This is a genomic window from Trinickia diaoshuihuensis (assembly GCF_003390925.1).
GTDB lineage: Bacteria > Pseudomonadota > Gammaproteobacteria > Burkholderiales > Burkholderiaceae > Trinickia > Trinickia diaoshuihuensis.
Genome location: NZ_QUBS01000090.1, coordinates 338,994 through 359,914, shown reverse-complemented (window position 1 = coordinate 359,914; position 20,921 = coordinate 338,994). Strand labels below are relative to the sequence as shown.

General features: G+C 60.8%; 18 protein-coding genes and 1 pseudogene. 12 read left to right on the top strand and 7 right to left on the bottom strand.

Annotated elements, in window-relative coordinates; translation table 11 throughout:
• The first annotated feature begins 253 nt into the window (after nucleotides 1–253).
• Together DXT59_RS29930 and DXT59_RS29925 are read left to right on the top strand one after the other, a co-directional pair.
• On the top strand, nucleotides 254–1,063 hold the full coding sequence (locus tag DXT59_RS29930) for an SDR family NAD(P)-dependent oxidoreductase (protein ID WP_116142061.1): 810 nt from the start codon (nucleotides 254–256) through the stop codon (nucleotides 1,061–1,063).
• 112 nt (nucleotides 1,064–1,175) lie between these two features.
• A complete protein-coding gene (locus DXT59_RS29925) occupies nucleotides 1,176–2,714 on the top strand; it encodes an amino acid permease (RefSeq protein WP_116142059.1) in 1,539 nt (512 codons plus the stop codon).
• 101 nt (nucleotides 2,715–2,815) lie between these two features.
• On the opposite strand, the gene DXT59_RS31490 is transcribed toward DXT59_RS29925, so the two are convergent.
• The gene (locus tag DXT59_RS31490; RefSeq protein WP_116142057.1) at nucleotides 2,816–4,393 is read right to left on the bottom strand and encodes a methyl-accepting chemotaxis protein; all 1,578 of its coding nucleotides are present in this window, start codon (nucleotides 4,391–4,393) and stop codon (nucleotides 2,816–2,818) included.
• 252 nt (nucleotides 4,394–4,645) lie between these two features.
• Between DXT59_RS31490 and DXT59_RS29915 the strand changes: the two are divergent.
• Both DXT59_RS29915 and DXT59_RS29910 read left to right on the top strand, forming a co-directional pair.
• Nucleotides 4,646–4,918 (top strand): annotated as a pseudogene (locus DXT59_RS29915) (GNAT family N-acetyltransferase); the annotation flags it as partial.
• A gap of 144 nt (nucleotides 4,919–5,062) precedes the next feature.
• The gene (locus DXT59_RS29910) at nucleotides 5,063–6,604 is read left to right on the top strand and encodes a Fic family protein (RefSeq protein ID WP_116142053.1); all 1,542 of its coding nucleotides are present in this window, start codon (nucleotides 5,063–5,065) and stop codon (nucleotides 6,602–6,604) included.
• 920 nt (nucleotides 6,605–7,524) lie between these two features.
• On the opposite strand, the gene DXT59_RS29905 is transcribed toward DXT59_RS29910, so the two are convergent.
• Complete coding sequence (locus tag DXT59_RS29905; RefSeq protein WP_116142303.1) at nucleotides 7,525–8,904, bottom strand: FAD-containing oxidoreductase; 1,380 nt, start codon at nucleotides 8,902–8,904, stop codon at nucleotides 7,525–7,527.
• Between the two features lie 287 nt (nucleotides 8,905–9,191).
• Here DXT59_RS29905 and DXT59_RS31650 point away from each other — a divergent pair, with 287 nt between their 5' ends.
• Nucleotides 9,192–9,386, top strand: coding sequence for a hypothetical protein (locus tag DXT59_RS31650; RefSeq protein ID WP_420823440.1), 195 nt, complete (start codon nucleotides 9,192–9,194; stop codon nucleotides 9,384–9,386).
• On the top strand, nucleotides 9,386–10,375 hold the full coding sequence (locus DXT59_RS29900; protein WP_420823439.1) for a PDDEXK nuclease domain-containing protein: 990 nt from the start codon (nucleotides 9,386–9,388) through the stop codon (nucleotides 10,373–10,375). The genes DXT59_RS31650 and DXT59_RS29900 overlap by 1 nt, the downstream gene beginning before the upstream one ends.
• A gap of 113 nt (nucleotides 10,376–10,488) precedes the next feature.
• Here the strand turns inward: DXT59_RS29900 and DXT59_RS29895 are convergent, their stop codons facing one another.
• Entirely contained in the window at nucleotides 10,489–11,805 is a 1,317-nt protein-coding gene (locus DXT59_RS29895) for a DEAD/DEAH box helicase (protein WP_240324739.1), read from the bottom strand.
• 252 nt (nucleotides 11,806–12,057) lie between these two features.
• Between DXT59_RS29895 and DXT59_RS29890 the strand changes: the two genes are divergently transcribed.
• Together DXT59_RS29890 and DXT59_RS29885 are read left to right on the top strand one after the other, a co-directional pair.
• Complete coding sequence (locus DXT59_RS29890; RefSeq protein ID WP_116142051.1) at nucleotides 12,058–12,348, top strand: helix-turn-helix domain-containing protein; 291 nt, start codon at nucleotides 12,058–12,060, stop codon at nucleotides 12,346–12,348.
• Complete coding sequence (locus DXT59_RS29885; RefSeq protein WP_116142049.1) at nucleotides 12,345–13,646, top strand: type II toxin-antitoxin system HipA family toxin; 1,302 nt, start codon at nucleotides 12,345–12,347, stop codon at nucleotides 13,644–13,646. Before DXT59_RS29890 ends, DXT59_RS29885 begins: the two co-directional genes overlap by 4 nt.
• 18 nt (nucleotides 13,647–13,664) lie before the next feature.
• On the opposite strand, the gene DXT59_RS29880 is transcribed toward DXT59_RS29885, so the two are convergent.
• Nucleotides 13,665–14,516 (bottom strand): LysR family transcriptional regulator, encoded by an 852-nt coding sequence (locus tag DXT59_RS29880; protein ID WP_116142047.1) that lies wholly within the window; start codon nucleotides 14,514–14,516, stop codon nucleotides 13,665–13,667.
• Between the two features lie 142 nt (nucleotides 14,517–14,658).
• Between DXT59_RS29880 and DXT59_RS29875 the strand changes: the two genes are divergently transcribed.
• Together DXT59_RS29875 and DXT59_RS29870 are read left to right on the top strand one after the other, a co-directional pair.
• On the top strand, nucleotides 14,659–15,660 hold the full coding sequence (locus DXT59_RS29875; RefSeq protein WP_205417497.1) for an alpha/beta hydrolase: 1,002 nt from the start codon (nucleotides 14,659–14,661) through the stop codon (nucleotides 15,658–15,660).
• Between the two features lie 28 nt (nucleotides 15,661–15,688).
• Nucleotides 15,689–16,198, top strand: coding sequence for a DUF1697 domain-containing protein (locus DXT59_RS29870; protein WP_116142045.1), 510 nt, complete (start codon nucleotides 15,689–15,691; stop codon nucleotides 16,196–16,198).
• Nucleotides 16,199–16,268: 70 nt separating this feature from the next.
• On the opposite strand, the gene DXT59_RS29865 is transcribed toward DXT59_RS29870, so the two are convergent.
• Nucleotides 16,269–17,438, bottom strand: coding sequence for a Fic family protein (locus DXT59_RS29865; protein WP_116142043.1), 1,170 nt, complete (start codon nucleotides 17,436–17,438; stop codon nucleotides 16,269–16,271).
• Between the two features lie 208 nt (nucleotides 17,439–17,646).
• Entirely contained in the window at nucleotides 17,647–18,570 is a 924-nt protein-coding gene (locus DXT59_RS29860) for a LysR family transcriptional regulator (RefSeq protein WP_116142041.1), read from the bottom strand.
• Nucleotides 18,571–18,666: 96 nt separating this feature from the next.
• Between DXT59_RS29860 and DXT59_RS29855 the strand changes: the two genes are divergently transcribed.
• Together DXT59_RS29855 and DXT59_RS29850 are read left to right on the top strand one after the other, a co-directional pair.
• Entirely contained in the window at nucleotides 18,667–19,680 is a 1,014-nt protein-coding gene (locus DXT59_RS29855) for a zinc-binding alcohol dehydrogenase family protein (RefSeq protein ID WP_116142299.1), read from the top strand.
• A gap of 23 nt (nucleotides 19,681–19,703) precedes the next feature.
• Nucleotides 19,704–20,129, top strand: a complete 426-nt coding sequence (locus DXT59_RS29850) for a GlcG/HbpS family heme-binding protein (RefSeq protein ID WP_116142039.1) — start codon at nucleotides 19,704–19,706, stop codon at nucleotides 20,127–20,129.
• An 87-nt stretch (nucleotides 20,130–20,216) separates the two neighbouring features.
• Here the strand turns inward: DXT59_RS29850 and DXT59_RS29845 are convergent, their stop codons facing one another.
• On the bottom strand, nucleotides 20,217–20,915 hold the full coding sequence (locus tag DXT59_RS29845) for an aspartate/glutamate racemase family protein (protein ID WP_116142037.1): 699 nt from the start codon (nucleotides 20,913–20,915) through the stop codon (nucleotides 20,217–20,219).
• Nucleotides 20,916–20,921 lie beyond the last annotated feature (6 nt).

Below are 20,921 nucleotides of genomic sequence, written 5' to 3'. Positions count from 1 at the left end.
GCGAGCGGCATCAGGCATCCGGGCTGGTCCAGTGTAAGTGAAAAAAAAAGGCGCGCTGTATGGGTGAAACGCCGGACGCGCGTCGTCCCGCGGCCGGGTAGCACCGCACGGCAGCGGTTTGTAGTGCCCCAGGCGGCGGGCCCGGGACGCAATTTTTTTTTGCCAATTTTGGATAGTGGCTACGATTTGGGGTGCTTATCGTGATCCCAGCGTTGTGCCCAACGGAACCCAATGGAGCAACAGGAGGCATTGCATGAGCGTAGCGGCAGGCGAACACACCGAGGGCGCCGGAATGCGCCCGGGGAGGCTGGCGGGCAAGATCGCCATCGTTTCGGGCGGGGCGACGGGCGCGGGTGGCGCCGCGTCGCGGCTCTTTGCCCGCGAGGGCGCCCAGGTCGCGCTTGTCGACATCAACGCCGATGCGGGGGAAGAAGTAATCGCACAGATTCGGGCCGCGGGCGGCGTGGCCGAACTGTTCGCGGCGGACGTCTCGAAGCGCGCTGCCGTGGACACGGCGGTGGCCGGCATCGCGCGGCGCTTCGGCCGCATCGACGTGCTGTTCAACCACGCGGGCAGCATCGTGGTGAAGCCTTTCCTCGACACGACCGACGACGACTACGACTGGCTCATGGACGTCAACGTGAAGAGCATGTTCATGATGACGCGCGCGGTGCTGCCGCACATGCTCGTGAACGGCGGTGGTTCGATCGTCTGCACAGCGTCGATTTCGTCGGTCGCGGCCACGCCGCTCGAAGTACTTTACTGCGCGACGAAGGGCGCCTGCGCGATGTTCGCGCGGGCCATTGCGGTCGAGTATCGGGACCGCGGCATACGCTGCAACGCGGTCAACCCGGGTTTTATCGACACGCCGCACGGCCGCCGCGAAATGAGCGCGCTCACGAAGTACGGCTTCGACGCGAGCGAGGCCGCGCTTTCGGTGCAGCAGGGGCGCCTCTGCGCGCCGGAGGAGGTCGCGCGGGCGGCGCTGTTCCTAGCGAGCGACGACGCCTCGTTCATCAACGGCGCGCACCTGTACGTCGACAACTGTTTTACCGCGGCCTGAACGGCCCCCACTGTTCCCGCGGCGACGAAGCATCAGCGGCACCGAGGAAGCATCAATTCAGGGCTGTTCCCATTGCAGTTGCACTGCCCCAAATCTGGACAAAGGATCGATCATGGATATCAACCCGGCCGTGCAACCGGCTGAGCCGGTCGACAACGACGTCAGGCTCCTGCACAAGATGGGCTACGCGCAGGAGCTTTCGCGCCGCATGGGCGCGTTCTCCAATTTCGCCGTTTCGTTTTCGCTGATCTGCATTCTGTCGGGCGGCATTACGTCATTCCAGATGGGGTTGTCGGCCGCGGGCGGCGCATCGATCGGGCTCGGCTGGCCGCTCGGCTCGGTGTTCGCCCTCGTTGTGGCCGCGGCCATGGCGCAGATCGCGTCGTCGTTCCCCACGGCGGGCGGCCTTTACCATTGGAGTTCGATTCTCGGCGGCAAGACGTGGGGCTGGCTCACCGCGTGGCTCAATCTGCTCGGCCTCGTGTTCGTGGTCGCTGCGATCAACTACGGCACCTACGATCCGTTCTTCCGCACGCTGATCGCCCCCATGTTCGGCGTGAATCCGGATTCGCTCGGCTGGTGGACGCAGACGATCTTTCTTACAGTCATTACGGCGTCGCAGGCGTTTCTCAATCATCGCGGCATCCGCATTACGAGCCGTATCACCGATTTGTCGGGATACCTGATCTTCGTCGTAACGGTGGTGCTCGTGATTTCGCTGCTGGCGTTTTCGCCGGTGAAGATCGACCTATCGCGTCTTTACACCTTCACCAACCTCACGGGTGTGGACGGCGGCGCCTGGCCGAAGCAGACGATGGCGCTCGCGTTCCTCTCGGGGCTGTTGCTCACGGCGTACACGATCACGGGTTTCGACGCATCCGCGCACACTTCCGAAGAAACGCACGAAGCCGCGCGCAATGTGCCGCGCGGCATCATCGGGTCGGTGTTCTGGTCCACGACCTTCGGCTACGTGATGGTGTGCGCGTTCGTCCTCGTGATGCCCGACATCGGCGCCGCGGTGAAGCAGGGCACCGGCTTCTTCCAGGCCATCCTCGCGCCGATTCCGGCGCCGCTGCGTATCGTGATCGAACTGCTGATGTTCTTCATCAACTACGTCTGCGGCCTTGCCGCGGTGACCTCGACTTCGCGGATGATGTTCGCGTTTGCCCGCGACGGCGGCTTGCCCGGCTCGAAGTGGTTGCGCAAGGTGAACGCCGCGCATCGTACGCCGGGCACGGCGATCTGGGTCTCCGCCGCGCTCGCGATTCTCGTTACGCTGTACGGCGATGCGTTCACGGTGCTAAGCGCGGGCAGTGCGGTGTTCCTGTTCGTCTCGTACGCGATGCCGACGGCGGCCGGCATCTGGGCCGAAGGCCGTACGTGGACCGAAAAGGGACCATTCCAGTTGGGCTGGCTCTCGAAACCGTTCGCCGTGGCCGCCGTGTTCGGTGCGCTCGTGCTCGCATATGTCGGCATCCAGCCGCCCAACGAGAAAGTAATCTACGTAATGGTGGCGCTGCTCGTCGTGCTGCTCGCCATCTGGTACGTGGGCGGTGTGCGCAAGAGCTTCAGCGGACCACCCATCGGCGGCCTCACGAAAGAGCGCGAACGGGCGCTCGAAGGCATCGAGGGGCAACTCGACGAGGCTTGAGCGAAGCTCGGTGGGGGTGGGCTAGCTGCCCTTCGCACTGAAACCGGGGGCAGGCCAGTGCGCCCGGAACTGCGCGCGACCGGCAGTGCGGTTTGAGGCGGCTACACCATCCTCGTAGCGGGACCCTCGACGTTGAACACCGCCACCGCCCCGCGCAGTTCCTGCGCCTGCTGCGCCAGCGCTTGCGCCGCTGCGGATGCCTGCTCCACGAGCGCCGCGTTCTGCTGCGTGACCGCGTCCATCTGCGTGATCGCAGTATTGACCTGTCCGATGCCGGTGCTCTGCTGTTCAGAAGCCGCTGCGATTTCATTCATGATGTCGGTCGTGCGGCGCGAGGCTGCCACGATTTCGTCCATCGTCTGGCCTGCCCCTTCGACCAGCTTCGAGCCGCTCTCGATACGTGTCACCGACTCCGTAATCAGTTCTTTGATTTCCTTCGCGGCGCTCGCGCTGCGCTGCGCCAGCGTGCGCACCTCGCCGGCCACGACGGCAAAACCGCGGCCCTGTTCGCCGGCGCGCGCCGCCTCGACAGCCGCGTTCAGCGCGAGGATATTGGTCTGGAAAGCGATCCCTTCGATGACGCTGATGATGTCGGCGACCCGCGCCGAACTCTCCGCAATTTCATGCATGGTCGAGACGACACGGCCGATCTCCGAGCCGCCGCGTTGCGCCACGCTGGAGCCGGTTTCAGCTAACTGGCTCGCCTGTTTGGCGTTGTCCGCGTTCTGACGCACGACGCTGGTCAATTCCTCCATGCTCGACGCGGTCTCTTGCAGCGATGCAGCCTGTTGCTCGGTGCGCTGCGATAGATCGGTGTTGCCTTGCGCAATCTCGGCGGCGGCGATCGTAATCGATTCGCTTGAACGCTTAATGCCACGCACGATATCGGTCAGTTGCTCTTTCATCTGGACCAGCGAATGCATCAGGCTGCTGGTGTCGCCGGTTTTCAGGGGCACGGCGATGCACAGATTGCCTGCGGCGATCGCAGTGGCCATCGCCACAGCTTCCCGCGGCTCGCCGCCGAGCTGTCCGACCACCCGGCGAGCAATCAGCAGCGCCACGCCCAATGCAATCACAGCGGCGGCAGCGCTGAACCCGATCGTCAACGCAATCGCGGTGTGATACGCATCGTTGGCGGCCTTTCCTTCGCGCGCGGCGCCTTCCTGATTGATGGCGACGATCTTGTCGATATTCTTTGCGAGCGCGTCGCGAACCGTACCCGCCTGTCCCGTGAGGATGCTCATCGCTTGCGACCGGTTGCCGGCTTTTGCCTGCTCCCGCACCTGGCGATCGAGATCGAGATACTGGGGCGCGAGCGTCTGCACTTCCGCATAAGCCGTCTTCTCATCGGGCTCCGAGATAAGCTTTTCGTAGGCCGCGCTGGCGCGCTGGAAGTTCTCGACACGCGGCGCCATCCTCGATTCCACCGCCTGGACTTCGTCGATCTTGTCGGTGGAAGCCATCCGGAATTCCGCGAGACGGATCTGATTCAGCGCGTTCTGCATTTGCAGACTGCTGCTGACGCTGGCGGACCATTTATCACGAAGCGCCGCCACGTGGTCGTTTTCCGCACTGACCACGCTGAGCGAAAACACGCCCAGACCGATCAGCAGGAGGATGACCACCGCAAAAGCTAAAATCAGTTGCGTCACCACTTTCATGTTCTTCAGATACGCCACGATATTTTCCTGTCCGCTGCGACCGACTGGTGGCTTTCGAAGCGGTGGCCCGCGTCTATGCCCGTTTCAACGTCGTCGTCGAATTTGGTAAGACTATCTAGGTATTTACGACGAGTTTCTATGAAACTTTAGATACGCCGACATAGCCAAGAGCGTTCTGGACACTGATGTGGCTCAGGATGTCAGGGTGTGAAATATCTCAAGATCGCGTGAGGAGAAAGGAATGGAAATCCGCAGAGCAACACCGGAAGAGCCGAAATCCAGGCGATGTATGTTGATCCGGTACGCACGCGACAGGGTGCGGGTTACCAGTTACTCGGGCATGTGCTCCCCGTTTTAGCGGCGGGAGGCACATCGAGAATCTCGGTGTGGGTTCTCGAGCGCAACGAGACGGCAGTGCGCTTCTATCACAAGAACGGCTTCCATCCCGTACCGGGAAAGACCATCGTGATAGAACGCGGAGGCGTTGAGCTGGTTGAATTGAAGCTGGAGATGCGGGTGACGGGGATCCCGCCGGCATTCTGAGCCCAGCGATCGCCGCCACCTCGTAACGGCGCAGCGGTATAACGCCCGTCAGCAGGACGGGGAGCGAGAATTTTTCGAGTATTCGTGCTCGAAAAGAGCTGTTTGCGATAATATTTCGAGACTTCTGAACGTTTTTCGAGTCTCATGGCCGAACTGGAACCCGTTGGTTACCAACACCTTATCGAGCACCTGAACCTGGAATCACGGGTTCGGCCACTCGAAGCGCCTGCTTATCTCAACGGTTCCGTGAACCAAAAAGTACGCGGTCACAATGGGTTCTGGTATCCGCGCAAGACAGCCGTGGAGCAGACGCTGATCGGGCACGTCGAATTCGCACTTCGCAATGAGGGGGTGAATCTTGAGGTGCTTGAGGCCGTATTCGAGCATCTGCCCGAGGCAGAGCTGCTGCGCAGGTGGTCCGAGTCGCCAAACAGCACGTTCGTACGTAGGGCGTGCTTCTTTTGGGAATGGCTAACCGGCGGCAATCTGGTCGTGGAGAAGAGCCCTTCGGGCGCCTACGTCGATGCACTGCCGGACGCTGATTATTTCACTGCGGATTCGGCGCACGCAACCCGGCATCAGAAGTTCCGGGTGCGAGACAACCTGCCCGGCACCCGCGATTTCTGCCCGCTCGTACGGCGCGATGCGCTGGCGGCTGGACCGTCTCTGGACGAATTGCTCGATGAGGCAAGTCTGACACTGGAGCAGGTCTCCGATGCAGCGCTTTATGAGCGCGCGGTCCGCTACCTGTTCCTTTCCGAGACGCGCAGTAGCTACAGCATTGAGCGCGAAACGCCCAGTGGCAACAAGGGCGAGCGCTTTGTTCAGCTTCTTGCCCGAGCGGGCGAGGAGGAGCGCGTTACCGAGGAGTGGCTCGTCGACTTGCAGAACGTCATCGTTAGGGATAGCTACGCCCAGGAGGCATCGTATCGGACGAAACAGAACTGGCTCGAGGACGGAACGGGGCGTGTCACGTTTTTCCCGCCCCCGCCCGAAGATCTCACGCGCGCCATGAGAGGGTGGGAGGCGTTCATCAACGAGCAGTCCAGCGCTGGCGGGCACCGTTGCTCCAACGTGCTCGTGCGGTCTGCTTGCGCGGCCTTTGGATTTGTCTACCTGCACCCTTTTCTCGACGGTAACGGGCGTATTCACCGCTTCCTGATCCACCACGTGATCAACGGTGCTCGTCGCCTGAAGGGTGGGGCGATCGTCCCGGTGTCAGCGGTCTTCAAACGCCACGAAGACTCGTATCTTGACGTGCTAAATGGGTTTTCCCGCCCGACCACGCGATTGTGGCAATACGCGCCCGGCGAGGACGCGCCGCACGTAATGTCGTCACCGGGCGGACGACCGTACCGGTTCTTCGACGCAACGCGCGAAGTCCGCTTCCTGCACCGCATGCTCATCGAGGCCGTGCGGACAGAGTTGCCACGTGAGCTGCATTGGCTAAGCGGATTCGACACCGCGTTCGAGCAACTGAACGGCGAACTCAATCTTCCCCGCTCGGACCTTTCGGCGCTTATCCGCATGGTGCAATCGAACAACGGAAAGCTGTCGTCCAACAAACGCAAAAGGTACCCGCATCTGCCCGACGAGGTCATTTTACGGATCGAGGAAGTGGTGCGCGAGACTTTCGAGTCGGCATCCGCACAAACCAGCGATGACGGCGAATCCTCGCCGAATTAGGCGTGCGGGCACCATGAGGTGTCGCTGCACGCGACTGTTTTTCGAGGATAGGGCGCCAATAATAAGGCCGACTGAACAAATTTCGAGCGGAACGACGGAATTTCGTGTGGCAAGAGCGGTTTCGACGTGAACAGGGTTTCGAATTCCCGGGGGCGCTCGCACATTAATCCTAGTGGCGGCTTCCGAGGTACAAAGCGACCGTTCGCATAGCGGCGTAGGTCGACGGGTGCACGGCCAATGTTGAAAGTCGAGGCAACGCATCGGCGCGGCGAGGGAGCTGGTAGACTGCCGAACGCGCTAGAGCAAGCGGGCAGGTTCGGCGGGCCAAATCTAGATTGACCATACCTTGATAGATCGAATTGACGGGGCTTTAAGTGAGCGAGATCAACTGGGCAAAATTTAGGCCTTACATATTGTCATCGCTTATAGCGACAGTCGGTATATCTTCGTCGATTGTCACGAATTGGGTAGACACATCTGAAAAAATATCAATAAGATGGCTAATCGGCTTGGCGGTCATTGCCATATGGTCATGGTTGATTACAGCAAGACTGGCTATTTTGTTTTTTTCGTCTGATGAAATAAGCGAGAATGACGAGGGGTTTTCAATAATATCGTACAGCCCTACGGCTGACGCAATAATTCTTCGTAAGCACAAGAAATTGCATCGGGACGTACTCGTCACAGTGTGTAAACTTGAATCCGAAGTGGAGGTGCCGATTTTTCTCGGTTACGTAAGCCACCTCTCGAAAACGTAAAGATTGGGGACGTGGTAAAAGCCTTGTCAAGGCAATAGGCAAATTGTCTTTTGCCCGGTTCGGTTGGCTACCGTGGGGAGGCTGCCGACCGACGGAAGGCGACTGGGAGCGTAAGTAGCTGATTCGAGTCCTGCTGATGTAAAGCGGTACAAACTCCAAGCGCTACACCACAGGCTTCAAATCCTGAAGCATCGTCGGCACCAATTCGCTAACGGTCGGATGGATATGCACCGCACGGCTGATCGTGGTGTACGGTGCTTTCGCGTACATCGCGTCGAGCAGCGAATGCACCACTTCATCGCCGGTCACACCGAGGATCGAAGCGCCGAGAATGGCCCCGGTATCCGCATCGACGATCGCCTTCATGAACCCTTGCGTCTCGCCTTTTTCCACGGCGCGCCCGACGCGCGTCATCGGCCGGGTGCCCACCAGCAGTTTGCGGCCCGACCGTTTCGCCTCATTGAGCGTCATGCCGACGCGGCCAAGCGGCGGGTCGGTGAACAACGCGTACGCCGGAATACGGTCAGACACCTTGCGCGGGTCATTATCGAGCAAGTTGGCCGCAACGATCTCGTAGTCGTTGTACGACGTGTGGGTGAACGCGCCTCGGCCGTTGCAGTCGCCCAGCGCCCAGATGCCGGGAACGTTGGTGCGCAACTGATCATCCACGCCGATGTAGCCGCGCGCATCGGTCGTGATCCCGGCTTTCTCCAACCCAAGATCGTCCGTATTCGGCACGCGCCCGACCGCGAGCAGAAGATGCGAACCCGTCACTTCTCGGGCCCCGCCGGAGCAATCGAGTCCAACGACGATCTGCTCTCCATCGCGTCGCGCCCTCAGGCAGTTCGAATCGAGTTGAACATCGATCCCCTCGGCCTCTAGGATTTCCCGCACCGCCTGCGATACGTCCTCGTCCTCGCGCGCGATGAGGCGCGGTCCTTTCTCCACGATCGTCACTCGCGACCCGAAGCGACGATACATCTGGCCGAACTCGAGCCCAATGTAGCTGCCGCCGACCACGATCAAGTGCTCCGGCAGAAAGTCGACGTCCATCATCGTCGAATTCGTCAAGTAGGGCACCTGATCGATGCCTGGCATCGGCGGAATCAGCGCCCGTCCGCCGACGTTGATAAAGATCCGTTCCGCTTCCAGCAATTCACTGCCCACGCGCACGGTGTTCGCGCTTTCAAAGCGGGCGTGACCCTGGTAAACCGTGCAGTGTTCCAAGCCGCGAACCCAATTTTCCACGTTGTGGCTGGAGCGATCCGAAATCTCGTCTTTGCGCGCCTTGACGCGCTTCATGTCGACTGTGACCGGGCCGCCGGCGATGACGCCGTACTCGGCTGCCCGCCGCGCGAGATGAGCCGCATAAGCGCTGGCTACCAGCGTCTTCGTGGGGATGCATCCGGTGTTCACGCACGTGCCGCCGAACCGCCCGCGTTCGACGATGGCCACTTTCATGCCCGCGCTGGAGAGCTTTGCGGCGAGTGCGGGGCCGGCTTGGCCGGTGCCGATGACGACTGCGTCGAAACGTTCACTCATCGTGCTCTCCTTTGGCTGCTTGGGCGCCATTGAACCGATTATAGGAACTTCGCCTCAACCAACGACCTGCGAGCAGAGTTTATAAACCAGTTGCAGTATCGCTATGAGCAGAAGTCGGCGAGTCTGATCAAAAGACCGCCGTGGGGTGATTGAGTCTAAAAACAAAGCATGTGCGCAGATGGTTTCTAGAGCGCGGAGACAATCTCCGACCATCGCGACGGGAAATCTTCGGAAGTATTTCTTGATGCGAGACGTTCAGTCCTATCACCAACACCCCAGACTATACTGTGACGAATCGCGACATCACGCCGAGTGCCTATGCGGGGCTGCATAGTGAAATCGCCGAAGTCGTGGCCTCGACACGCGCTGCCGCTGCGCGCAGCGTCAATGCGATCATGACTGCAAGCTACTGGGAGATAGGTCGGCGGATCGTCGAGTTCGAGCAGGGGGAGAAGGGCGTGCGGCGTACGGCGATGCGCTGATGCGGCGACTGGGCACTGATTTGTCGCAGCGGTTTGGCCGCGGTTTTGGCTGGCGTAACCTTGCGCAGATGCGTGCGTTCTACCTCGCGTGGCCGATTGATCAGATATTGCAGACGCTGTCTGCAATATCTCCCGCATCACAGCTTGTGCCCACACCGTCAACATGTTCTGATGGACCATGGGCCTCTTGGGTGAATGGGGGCGACGTACCCGAATTGGGCGCCGTCGCTAAGGCCTTCCCGCTCCCGTGGTCAGCGTATGTACGGCTGCTTTCAGTAAAGTCGACGGCGGCGCGCGCCTTCTACGAAGCCGAGGCTTCTCGCCAAGGTTGGTCAGTTCGCCAACTCGATCGCCAGATCGGCAGCCAGCTCTATGAGCGGTTGGCGCTTTCTCGCAATAAGGCCGTGCTGCTCAACAAAGCAGCCGCCGATGTGCAGCCCGGTGATGCCGTGACGCCTAACGAGGCGATTCGTGACCCTTTTATCCTTGAATTTCTCGACATCCGCGATGAGTACTCCGAATCCGACCTCGAGGCGGCACTGATCAAGCACCTCGCAGATTTCCTCTTGGAACTCGGTGATGACTTCGCGTTCATCGGCAGACAACGGCGTCTGAGAATTGACGACTCTTGGTTTCGTGTCGACCTGGTGTTTTTTCACCGGCGATTGAAGTGCATTCTCGTCATCGACCTAAAGGTCGGCCGCTTCAGCTATGCAGATGCTGGGCAGATGCACCTTTACCTGAACTATGCTCGGGAGCACTGGATGAAGCGGGGTGAGAATCCGCCGGTGGGGTTGATTTTATGTGCGGAGAAAGGTGCGGCGGAGGCACATTATGCACTTGATAATCTTCCGAACAAGATCGTGGCGGCCGAGTATCGGACCGTGCTACCGAACGAGGCCTTGATCGCGAAGGAACTCGAACGAACCCGCAGCGCCCTGGACCGGCGCAGACAATCCACCGATCCTGGCGATCTGAATGCGGAATGACAATTCCGACGTTGAGGGGCGCACGTAGCCCGTTCGCGGTAAGCAGTGGGATGGACGCCCCCGCCTATAACCGCATCGATAGGTCACAGGGGAAGTGTCATCGACCCCCTTCCTTATCGGCCTCTCGCTTTGCTCGGCTGCGCCGCGGGCTTGCGTTTATTTCCGCTTCTCTGCGCGTGCGGTTTATCGCGGAGCGCCGGCAGCGCGCCGATAGAAGCTTGCGGAACCTTAGGCTTCTTCGGCTTCTTGGGTTTCTTGACGATCTCGCCTGTCGCGCTGGTTTGCGGCACGCGGTGTTGGGCTTCAAAACCCGGCTCCTCGTTACGGGGAAGCGTTTGCCGGATCAGCGCTTCGATCGCGGCGAGTTGCGGCGCTTCATCGGCACACACGAGGGACACCGCCACACCCTTCGCGCCCGCGCGGCCGGTACGGCCGATACGGTGGACATAGTCCTGTGCCACGATCGGCAGGTCGACGTTGATCACCAGGGGCAAATCGTCGATATCGAGCCCGCGCGCGGCGACATCGGTGGCTACCAGCATATTGACTTCGCCGCTCTTGAAGCGTTCCAGCGCGCGCAGGCGCGCGGGCTGCGGCTTGTCGCCATGGATGGTGTCGACCGAATAACCCGCTTCATCCAACACGGTTGCCAAATAATCCACGCCATTGCGGGTTTTGACGAACACCAGCGCGTGCTCCCAGTGGTTCTGAGCGACGAGGTGCATGAACAGATCGGGCTTGTTCCTTTTATCCACCGGCACGACCCACTGCTCGATCTTGCTGGCGGTCGCATTGGGCGGGCTGACGCTGATGTGGACCGGACCGCGCAGAATGTTCGCCGCCATGGCGCGGATATCGTCGGAGAACGTGGCGGAAAAGAGCAAGGTCTGGCGCTGAGCGGGCAGGGCGGCAAAGACGGCGTTGAGTTCGCGCGCAAAGCCCAGATCGAGCATGCGGTCGGCTTCATCCAGCACCAGCGTTTGTACTTGATCGAACTGCACTGCGTTTTGGCGGTTGAGATCCAGCAAACGGCCCGGGGTGGCAACGAGCACATCGACGCCTTTGCGCAACTTCATCATCTGCGGGTTGATGCTGACACCGCCATAGGTGGCCAGAAATCGTAGATCGAGGCCCTTGCCGTAAGCGACAAAGCTTTGCAGCACTTGTTCGGCCAGTTCACGGGTTGGTACCAATACTAGAACACGCGCCCGGTTGCTGGAGACCGCCGGGCCGTGTTGCACCAATCGCTGCAACAGGGGCAGCGCAAAACCCGCCGTTTTGCCGGTGCCGGTTTGCGCTCCAGCCATGACGTCCTTGCCGCTGAGCACAGCGGGAATCGCCTTGGCCTGCACCGGCGTAGGGGTCCGGTAATTGAGGTCCCGCACATTACGCACCAAGGGGTCGATCAGGCCAAGCGAGGCAAAAGACATGGGTGGTATTCCGGGCTAAAGCTGCGATTCTAGCGGTGACCACCTGGGGTGAAACGCTGGCGCCGCATTTTGTAGGTGGTGGTGATGACCAAACGGATGGGGGCACTCACGCAGCGGGGGCTAATACGTCACTAGCCTGTGTATGTTATTTAATACTAATCGCCATGAAAATATGATATTCCATACAAGTCGAGGCAGCCTCGGACGGCTTGCCGTATAATTTTTCATAACTCCAGCGACCTGAAGTATGAAATGTCATTCATAGAACAAGTTAAGACGCTTCTTTCGCGCCGCGGCATGTCCGTCACTGAGCTGAGTGGTCTGACGGGTATCGCTCGCCCCAACTTGTCCGCAACCTTGGCGGCCAGGCACGACGCTCGAAGCCACACACTGGATGCGCTTGCAGCGGGTTTGGACGCGCAATGGGTACTCGTGCCGAAGGAACACCTCGCCGCCGTCCGCCAGGTCCTAGCAGGAAAGGGTACCGGGCCCGACGTCCAGGCGCCGAGCGCGGCTGAGATGTTTCTGAAAGGGCGCCAATGACCGACGCAATCCATCCACGCTACCTGGAGGTACGGCTTTACGGTGCGGTCTGCGGTTACCTTTGCGAATTTGGCGGGAACTGCCGCTTCGTGCCATCCGAATCGTTCAAGGCGGCCAATGGCGTGCCGACGCTCACCTTGTCGATGGCGATCCCAGGCACTCCGGCGATTGCGGCTGACATCTTTTCGAACGCTTTCCACCCCGCGCTCTACAACACGGGCGGTAAGCTTCCGCCGTTCTTTGCGGGGCTCCTCCCAGAGAGCGATTTGCGCAAGCGGCTAGAAGCGACTCGTCACAATCCGGAAGATCGAGACGACTTCGGTGTCCTCGCTGCCGCCGGTTACGACCTGCCCGGCGCCGTTGTCGTTCAGCCACCCTCCGACACGCATAGCGTTCCAGACTACGCGAGAAGGTTCGGTGCCACCGGCGCCGCCGCCAATCTCGAAATGAGCGTAACGGAGGGGCCTGCCGAGGGCGCCGCCTCCATCTCCGGCGTGCAGAACAAGCTGGCGCTTTCGACGGTGGACAAAGGCAAGCGATACACGATGCCGGGACACGGCAAGCTTTCCGATGTCATCGCGAAACTTCCCGCTAAAAACGACGACTCGCAGATTTTCAATGAGTACGTTGCCATGCAACTGGCCAAAGCCGCCGGGGTCAACGTCGCATCCTGCGAGCCGATGAATCTTTCGGCCATCGACATCGACGGCCTTCAGGCCATTGCCGGCACGGCAACGTCGTTTCTCGCCGTCGAGCGCTACGATCGACACGGCAATGAGCGCATCCATGCGGAAGACGCTTGCCAAATGCTGGGGCGCATGCCGGCTGCGAAGTATGGGAAGGAGGAGCAGTTCCGCATGCTGCTGAGTTTGCTCGACGCGCTGAGTCCGCGCGGCGTGAGGGACGTCCGCGAATTCTTTGTACGGCAAGCGGTCAACACACTCATCGGCAACAGCGACGCGCATCTGAAGAATTTTTCCGTGCTCTACGCGGACAAGGTTCACCCGCGGTTGGGCCCTGCATACGACATTGTTTGCGTCGCCGTGTTGCCGGGGTTTTCCACATACGGGATGAACGTTGCCATCGATCGCATGCAGCGCGCTCAGACGCTCGATACCTACACGGAACTGGCTAAGTCCGCTGGCATCGCTCAGCGTATCGCGATCGCCGCGGTCAAATCAGCGGTATCCGCGGCTCAGGATACGTGGCCGAAGATGCTCGACGATCTGCCGGCGCCGCCGGGCATGAAGGAGGTGATCCTTGATCGGCTCAAAACGTTGCCCCTGGCGTCGATCTAGATCGTCGCGAGCCGCCGACTAATCTCCCACGTGTTTAACCGCTAGATCAACGAAGGCGCGCAATCGATGTAGCCGCCTGAGATCGCGATGGTAGCCCATCCAGATGTCCCGCGAGGGGGGCTCATCGCGCAAATCGAGTCTGCGAATAGCAGTGACCTGGTCGCCGACAGGCCGAGGCAAGATGGCGATGCCCAAACCTCTCGCGCACATTTGCGCCTGGACGTTGCGGTTGTTCGACTGCAAGGCGACGCTCGCGTTGGGGAAGCGATTTTTCAGCCAGGCGATATCGGGAAAGCTGCCGGTCGACGTGTCCATCGCGATGAGGCGGTGCCCCGTGCCATCGTCTTCCACCGGGTCGGCACTCGTCGCTGCGACGTAGACCCCGTATCGCATTCGGGTCAGGCGTCGTTGCACGATATCTTGTCCGTCGAACGGAACGATCCGAAAAGCGATGTCCGCCTCTCGCTGTGCGAGATTGAACAGGCGTGTTCCTGTGAGGACCTCGATTTCCACAAGCGGATACTCGCGCGAATAGGCGGCGATCACGGGCGGTAAGACGTAGGCGCCAAACCAATCGGCCGATGACACCTTGAGCGTTCCTTCGAGCTTGTGCTGCTCGCCGGTCAGCCGCCGCTCCATGGTCAGCGCACTCTCCTCCATCTGCTCGGCGAGCGGCAGGATAGCGGTGCCTTCCTCGGTCAGAACCAACCCGTCCGCGGTGCGCTGGAACAGCGCTTGTCCCACGGACGCTTCGAGTGCGCGAAGCCGCCGCCCGATGGTCGGATGACTAAGCCTCAGCGCACGTGCGGCCGCGCCGAGTGTCCCGGTCCGTGCGATTGCGAGAAAGATTTTGACATCGCTCCACTCCATATGCAGGTGCCCACAAAAATGAACGCACGATGTTCAGTATATTGAATTGTCGAACGAAAATGATTTCGCCAAACTTCGCTCCATCGCATGTCGTAGTGCCCTCGCACCGCGCGTCCCTCACTTCAAAGAATGGAGAACGATCTTGGCCTTTTGGAAAAATGCTGCCGCGCGCACCGTGCGGCGCGGTCATATGTGGATTCCGGGCGATCGGGTCGAACAAAACGGACAGACCTACCAATGCGGTCCGCTCTTTATCGAGTGGGAAGCGCCCGAGCAGGTGACTCGCCCTTGGCCGATCGTGCTGCTGCATGGGGGCGGCTACCAAGGAACGGAATGGTTCGACACGCCGGATGGCCGGCCTGGCTGGGCGCAACGTCTGGTAGAGGCGGGCTATGCGGTGCTCGTTGCCGACCGCCCGGGACAAGGACGCTCGCCGTTCCATGTCGAGACGATGGGACCGATGGGGCCGGCGTTTTCCTATGAACACGGTCGCCATATCTACTTTCCCGCCGAATATGAAGGTCGGCATACTCAATGGCCCTTTGCCCGCGACGACGAAGCCGCAATGGATGAGTTCATCGCCGGTTATGGGCCGCTTCCCGCGGATCTCGCGTTTTCCGAGGACATGGAGGCTGACCGGATCGGCAGATTGCTGGACAAAATCGGCCCGGCGATCCTGCTCACGCACTCGGCATCGGGGCCGGTCGGCTGGCTGGTGGCTGATCGACGGCCCGGCTTGGTGAAAGCAATCGTCGCGGTGGAGCCGATGGGGCCTCCTTTCGCGGAGATTCCCAATATAGGCTCGCTGACGTGGGGCCTCGCGGCGGCTCCGCTCAATTGGGAGCCGCCCGTCGCTTCGCCTGAAGCGTTGCGCCAGGCCGCGCCTGGTACGCATCGGCTACCCGCGCTAGCCGGATTGCCGATCGTTGCCGTGACGGCCGATGCTTCCGCCTTCGCCGCAGCCAGCCGGCCCGCCATCGAGCAACTGAAGGCGGCGGGCAGCCACGCGCAAGTGCTGCATCTCCCCGACCACGGAGTATTCGGGAACGGCCACGGGCTCATCTACGAGAAGAACTCCGATGAGGCGCTGGCGCCGGTGTTGAAGTGGCTCGTTGAACACACGGAAGGACGGGACCCGACGTAAGAAAAACGGGAGGCGATAGAATGCACCGATGACCAAATTTGTCGCTCTCTTGCGTGCCGTGAACGTCGGCGGCACAGGCAAGCTCCCCATGGCCGAGTTGCGCGCGATGTGCGAGTCCCTTGGCTTCGCCGAGGTGCGCACGTATATAGCAAGCGGCAACGTCGTCTTCGAAAGCGAGCTCTCCGAAGCTTCGGTGAAGACCAAGCTGGAGCGTTGCTTGAAGACGAACGCCGGCATGCAGACCGGCGTTCTAGTCCGAACCGGCGCGGAACTGGCCGCGGTTCTCGCGGGCAATCCTTTTGCGTCAGCCGCGCCTAATCGAACCGTTGCCATATTCCTCGATGCGCCTCCTCCAGCCGATACGCTGGCCGGCGTGAGCGGCCAGCGGTCGGAAGAGATCGCGCTCGGGAAGCGCGAGATCTACGTGCATTATGGAAACGGCATGGCGGACTCGAAACTGAAGATCGCGGCCGCCAAGTCCGGCACCGCTCGGAACATGAACACGGTGGCAAAGCTCGCCGAATGGGCGGCGGAGTAGGCGCACAAGTGCGCCGGTCAGCCCTCTCCGTCGGCCTTAAGCCGTTCTTTTCGACGAGCGCGATGCCAAATCATTTCCCGGGAGGCTCAGTGCCCCGGTTGATGAGGTCAATGTAGCCGTAATAGCTGAATAACCGATTGCGCTTCTGCGCAGTGAGTTCTCGCACAATACCTAGCCCTTGCAAAAGCGTCAGCGACTTGTTGACAGTAGCCGGTGTGAGGCCGGTCTTTTCCGTAAGGCGAGCGGAGGTCGCGATCGGATGTTCCATTAGGGCTCTGTGAACTTGCAAAGCCGACGGCGTCGCGCGGCCAAGCGTCCCAACCATATCTCGATCGCGATCTGAGAGTGCGAGCAATTGACGCGCAGTATCCACGGCTTGGGTTGAGGTCACAATTACGGCCTCAGCGAAGAAGTCTAGCCAGGCTTCCCAGTTGCCATCCAGGCGGACTTCGTTCAGCAGTTCGTAGTAATGCTGACGATGGGTTTTGAAATAAAGACTGAGGTATAACATCGGTTCGCGCAGGACCTGCTGCTCGCACAGCAGCAAAGTAATCAGCAACCGTCCCAGACGGCCGTTGCCGTCCAAGAACGGGTGAATGGTTTCGAATTGGACGTGAGCAAGTGCTGCCTTGACTAATATCGGAGTCGACTGCGGTTGGTCGTGCAAGAATAGTTCGAGCTTGCTCATGCACTCCAATACTTGCTCGGGTGGCGGCGGTACGAAAGCAGCGTTTCCCGGGCGCGTGCCACCAATCCAATTTTGCGTGCGCCTGAACTCGCCCGGCGTCAGACGGCTACCGCGGCCTTTCGAGAGAAGTACCGAGTGCACTTCTCGGATCAGTCGTAGCGATAATGGCAGACCATTTCGTAGCAGATGCAGGCCGTGATCCAAGGCGGCCACATAGTTGCTGACCTCGCGCACATCGTCGAGGGCGACGCCAGGGGCTTCATCGAGTTCGAAAAGAAGCAGGTCCGAAAGCGAGGACTCTGTACCCTCAATCATGGACGATAGCACGGCCTCTTTTCTTACATACATATAAAGGAACAACGCGGTATCCGGTAGCAGCGTCGACACGCTGTCCAGTCGGCCGAGCGCCAACAACGCTTGATCGAACTTGTTTCGCAACCTCGGAGTCCAGTCGATAGGCGGTCGCGGTGGTAGGGCGGCTGGAATGAACGAGCGAACCTTTTCGCCAACGGTAGAGACGGTTTGGTAGCGACCTTGGGTGCTTCGCTTCATCGGATCTGGATCTTAAAATAAGGGAACACGTTATTTTACGATGATCCGTTATCTTAAAATAGCAACGAGACCTCCTGGCATCGCCGCCCTGCAGTTTCCTCTTCGTGTACATCCTGCTGGGCTTGCGGCTAACAGCAATCGGGCTCTTTAGCGTAATCGCGTTGCTTGGATATGCGGACGATTCTTGGGGAGGTAAGCCAACGAGGCGCTAAGAGGCGCTTCCCGACGTATAGCTCGCAGCCAACGCCGAACAACGCTCGCGCAGGAAGACATGCAACGCGTTGATGGCGGGCGTCAGTTGCGTACGGTGAGCACAAATCAAGTGCAGCGGCGCAGGCTCGCAATGCTCCTGCGGGAATAACTCCACCAGCCGGCCTGCCTTCAGATCGTCGATGAGATCGAGTCGCGACTTGTAGACAATGCCCTCCCCAGCTACCGCCCAGCGGCGCACGGCATCGGCATCGTCGCTGATGCGATTGCCCGTGACGGCCACGGTGCGCTCGCCGCCCGGCGGCGTAAAGCGCCAGCGTTCAAATATCTGCTCGCTCCAGACGTACCGAAGACAATTGTGCCGCCGCAAGTCGTCCACTTTGGCCGGCGCGCCATGTCGTTCGAGGTATGACGGCGCGGCACACAATGCCCGGCGATTGTTCTCGACCAGTTTCATGGCCAGCAGCGACGAATCGGGCAGCACCCCATAGCGCACGACAGCATCGAGCGGCTGGCGCATGAGGTCGGCCGCGCGGTCGCTTATTTTGAGGTGCACCGACAAACCCGGATGCAGGTGCTGAAATTCATCGAGCCACGGCAATAGCAAGTTTCGCCCGAAGTCGGACGGAGCCGACAGCCGCAGCGGCCCGGTCAGCGCCCCCCGGCCGGCCGCCAAGGCCTGCTCGCCTTGCGCAAGGGCGGCAATCATGACCCGCGCGTGCGGTAGATAACGCTCGCCGGCCTCGGACAGTTGCATGCTTCGCGTCGAACGGGTGAACAGACGCGTGTTCAGCGCTTTTTCGAGCCGTTGAACCGACGCGCTCGCGAGCGCCGGCGCGATATTGAGCTGACGTGCCGCTTCCGAGAAGCTTCCATAGTCCACCGTATGCACGAAGATCTGGACGTCATCGAGGCGAATCATTTTCGTTGAAATGCGGAAAGTGTTTGGGTTCGACGGGTATTTATCCGTATTTCGACGAAAGATAGCATGGCTTCAAATCTTTTCGGAGCGCAAGTCATGAAAGCCATCGGTTTCTATCAGAACCATTCCATCGACCACCCCGAGGCGCTGCAAGATATCGAGCTGCCGACGCCGGAATTGCGCGATCACGATCTGCTGGTGGAAGTGAAAGCAGTGTCGGTGAACCCCGTCGACACCAAGATCCGGCGCGGCGGCGATATTCCGGAAGGCGCGGCGCGTATTGCCGGTTGGGACGCTGCGGGAATCGTCCGCGCAACCGGTCCGTTGGCCTCGCGCTTCAAACCCGGCGACCGTGTCTGGTACGCCGGCGATATCAAGCGGCCCGGCAGTAACAGCGAACTGCATGCCGTGGACGAACGTATCGTCGGCCCCATGCCGGCATCGCTGGACTTCGCGCAGGCGGCATCGTTGCCGCTGACGACCATCACGGCGTGGGAACTGCTGTTCGACCGCCTGCATGTTCAGGCAGCGGACCCCACCGACAACAACGTGCTGCTCGTCATCGGCGCGGCGGGCGGCGTCGGCTCGATTCTGACCCAGCTAGCGCGCGAACTGACCGGCATGACCGTCATCGGCACGGCCTCACGGCCCGAAACCCGCGAGTGGGTGCTGGCGCATGGCGCGCATCACGTCCTCGATCACCACCAGCCGTGGGCGCCTCAGCTAGCCGCGCTCGGTATCGAGCACGTCACCCACGTTGCCGGGTTGAACAACAGCGCCGCTTATGTACGGCAAATCGCCGACGTGCTGCGCCCTGAAGGCCAGTTCGCACTGATCGACGACCCCGTGGGGCTCGACATCGGCCCATTCAAGGGGAAGTCGATTTCGATTCACTGGGAGCTTATGTTCACCCGCGCCATGTTTACCACCGGCACGATCGCACGGCAGCACGCCTTGCTGCGCCGCGCGGCGCAACTGGTTGACCAGGGGCGTCTCAAGCACACCGTAACCCGACGCATTGACGGCATCAATGCAAAAAATCTGATCGAAGCGCATGCGCTGGTCGAGGCCGGCAACATGATCGGCAAGGTCGTCGTTGCCAACCGTTGAACTGTTCGAGAAGGAGCATTGACATGAACTCGCCGATCATTAACACGGCCACGATTAGCCTCGAAGCCGCGCAAGCACTGCTGGCGCAAGCGCGCCAAGCATGCGCCGAGCGCGGGTTTGCCGCGACGATCGCAATTACCGATGCAGGCGGTCACCTGCGCGCGTTCGAGCGCTCGGATTCCGCCCCATTCCTCACTGTTGACGTGGCCATCGACAAGGCATGGACCGCCGCGTCGTTCGGCATGGCCACGCAACAATGGAACGAGTACATGGCCGAGCCGGCCGTCGCCCCGTTGGCGCACCACCCGCGGCTCATGCCGGTCGGCGGTGGCGTACCGATCTTTCATGAAGAGCGTTTGGTAGGTGCCATCGGTATTTCCGGTGGAACATCGGTTCAAGACCATGAGGCCGCTGAGGAGGCGCTGCGTCGGGCGGGGCTCGCGCGGTGAGTCTCGCTTGCTAGAGAAGCCGAGTTGTCCCGCTATGTTCTTTGGAACGACTCCGCTTCACGCCGCAGCGCCTTCCGGCGCATCCGATCAAGTCAAACCATAGGCCCGGCGAGCCAATGCCGATGCCAGCACTTCCGCTGGGTCCACCAATCTCCACGCCCGCGCTTCATCGATGAAGGGCATCGCAAGCGGGATCTCCGTGCACGCCATCACCATGGGCAGGTGGCCGTGCTGTTCGTATAGCACGCGACCCACCGCCGCGAATCGCTCGCGCGCGAGTTCGAGGCTGCCGGCCTTGACGCCGCCATAGATACCCTCCATTAGCGCGTCGCGCTCCGGCGCCGGCGGAAGCACGCAGTGAATCCCGCATGCCTCGAACGCCTCCTGATAGAGCGCCATCCGATAAGTGCCCTCCGTTGCAAGCAGGATGGCCGACGTAACGCCGGACGCCCGCAGATGGCTAGCCGTTTCCCTCGCGATATGCAGCAGTTCGACGTCCGGGTGTTCCCGCTGCAAAGCCGCCTGCCACGCATGCGCGGTATTGCAGGCGACTGCCACGGTGCGCGCACCGAGGCCGACGAGTCGCGCGATTGCCAGCGACATGCCTTCCAGCGGTTGCGGCGCATTGGGATCGCGTAGCGCCCGGCTACGGTCCGCCACGGGAATCTGCGCGAGCCAATGCTCCGGGAACGCCTGATCGACGATCGCCACGCCGTGCTCGCGCAAACATCGCTCGCAGGCCGAGAGGAATAAGCGGACGAAATCGACGCCCGCGGCGGGCCCCATGCCGCC

Excerpts from the sequence above, each read along its gene's own strand:
- DXT59_RS29850 (WP_116142039.1), top strand. The coding sequence starts at position 19,704 with ATGAACTCGCCGATCATTAACACGGCCACGATTAGCCTCGAAGCCGCG.
- DXT59_RS29885 (WP_116142049.1), top strand. The coding sequence starts at position 12,345 with ATGACCGACGCAATCCATCCACGCTACCTGGAGGTACGGCTTTACGGT.
- DXT59_RS29880 (WP_116142047.1), bottom strand. The coding sequence starts at position 14,516 with ATGGAGTGGAGCGATGTCAAAATCTTTCTCGCAATCGCACGGACCGGG.
- DXT59_RS29855 (WP_116142299.1), top strand. The coding sequence starts at position 18,667 with ATGAAAGCCATCGGTTTCTATCAGAACCATTCCATCGACCACCCCGAG.
- DXT59_RS29865 (WP_116142043.1), bottom strand. The coding sequence starts at position 17,438 with ATGAAGCGAAGCACCCAAGGTCGCTACCAAACCGTCTCTACCGTTGGC.
- DXT59_RS29925 (WP_116142059.1), top strand. The coding sequence starts at position 1,176 with ATGGATATCAACCCGGCCGTGCAACCGGCTGAGCCGGTCGACAACGAC.
- DXT59_RS29870 (WP_116142045.1), top strand. The coding sequence starts at position 15,689 with ATGACCAAATTTGTCGCTCTCTTGCGTGCCGTGAACGTCGGCGGCACA.
- DXT59_RS29860 (WP_116142041.1), bottom strand. The coding sequence starts at position 18,570 with ATGATTCGCCTCGATGACGTCCAGATCTTCGTGCATACGGTGGACTAT.
- DXT59_RS29895 (WP_240324739.1), bottom strand. The coding sequence starts at position 11,805 with ATGTCTTTTGCCTCGCTTGGCCTGATCGACCCCTTGGTGCGTAATGTG.
- DXT59_RS29910 (WP_116142053.1), top strand. The coding sequence starts at position 5,063 with ATGGCCGAACTGGAACCCGTTGGTTACCAACACCTTATCGAGCACCTG.
- DXT59_RS29930 (WP_116142061.1), top strand. The coding sequence starts at position 254 with ATGAGCGTAGCGGCAGGCGAACACACCGAGGGCGCCGGAATGCGCCCG.
- DXT59_RS29845 (WP_116142037.1), bottom strand. The coding sequence starts at position 20,915 with ATGGGGCCCGCCGCGGGCGTCGATTTCGTCCGCTTATTCCTCTCGGCC.
- DXT59_RS29890 (WP_116142051.1), top strand. The coding sequence starts at position 12,058 with ATGTCATTCATAGAACAAGTTAAGACGCTTCTTTCGCGCCGCGGCATG.
- DXT59_RS29905 (WP_116142303.1), bottom strand. The coding sequence starts at position 8,904 with ATGAGTGAACGTTTCGACGCAGTCGTCATCGGCACCGGCCAAGCCGGC.
- DXT59_RS29900 (WP_420823439.1), top strand. The coding sequence starts at position 9,386 with ATGCGGCGACTGGGCACTGATTTGTCGCAGCGGTTTGGCCGCGGTTTT.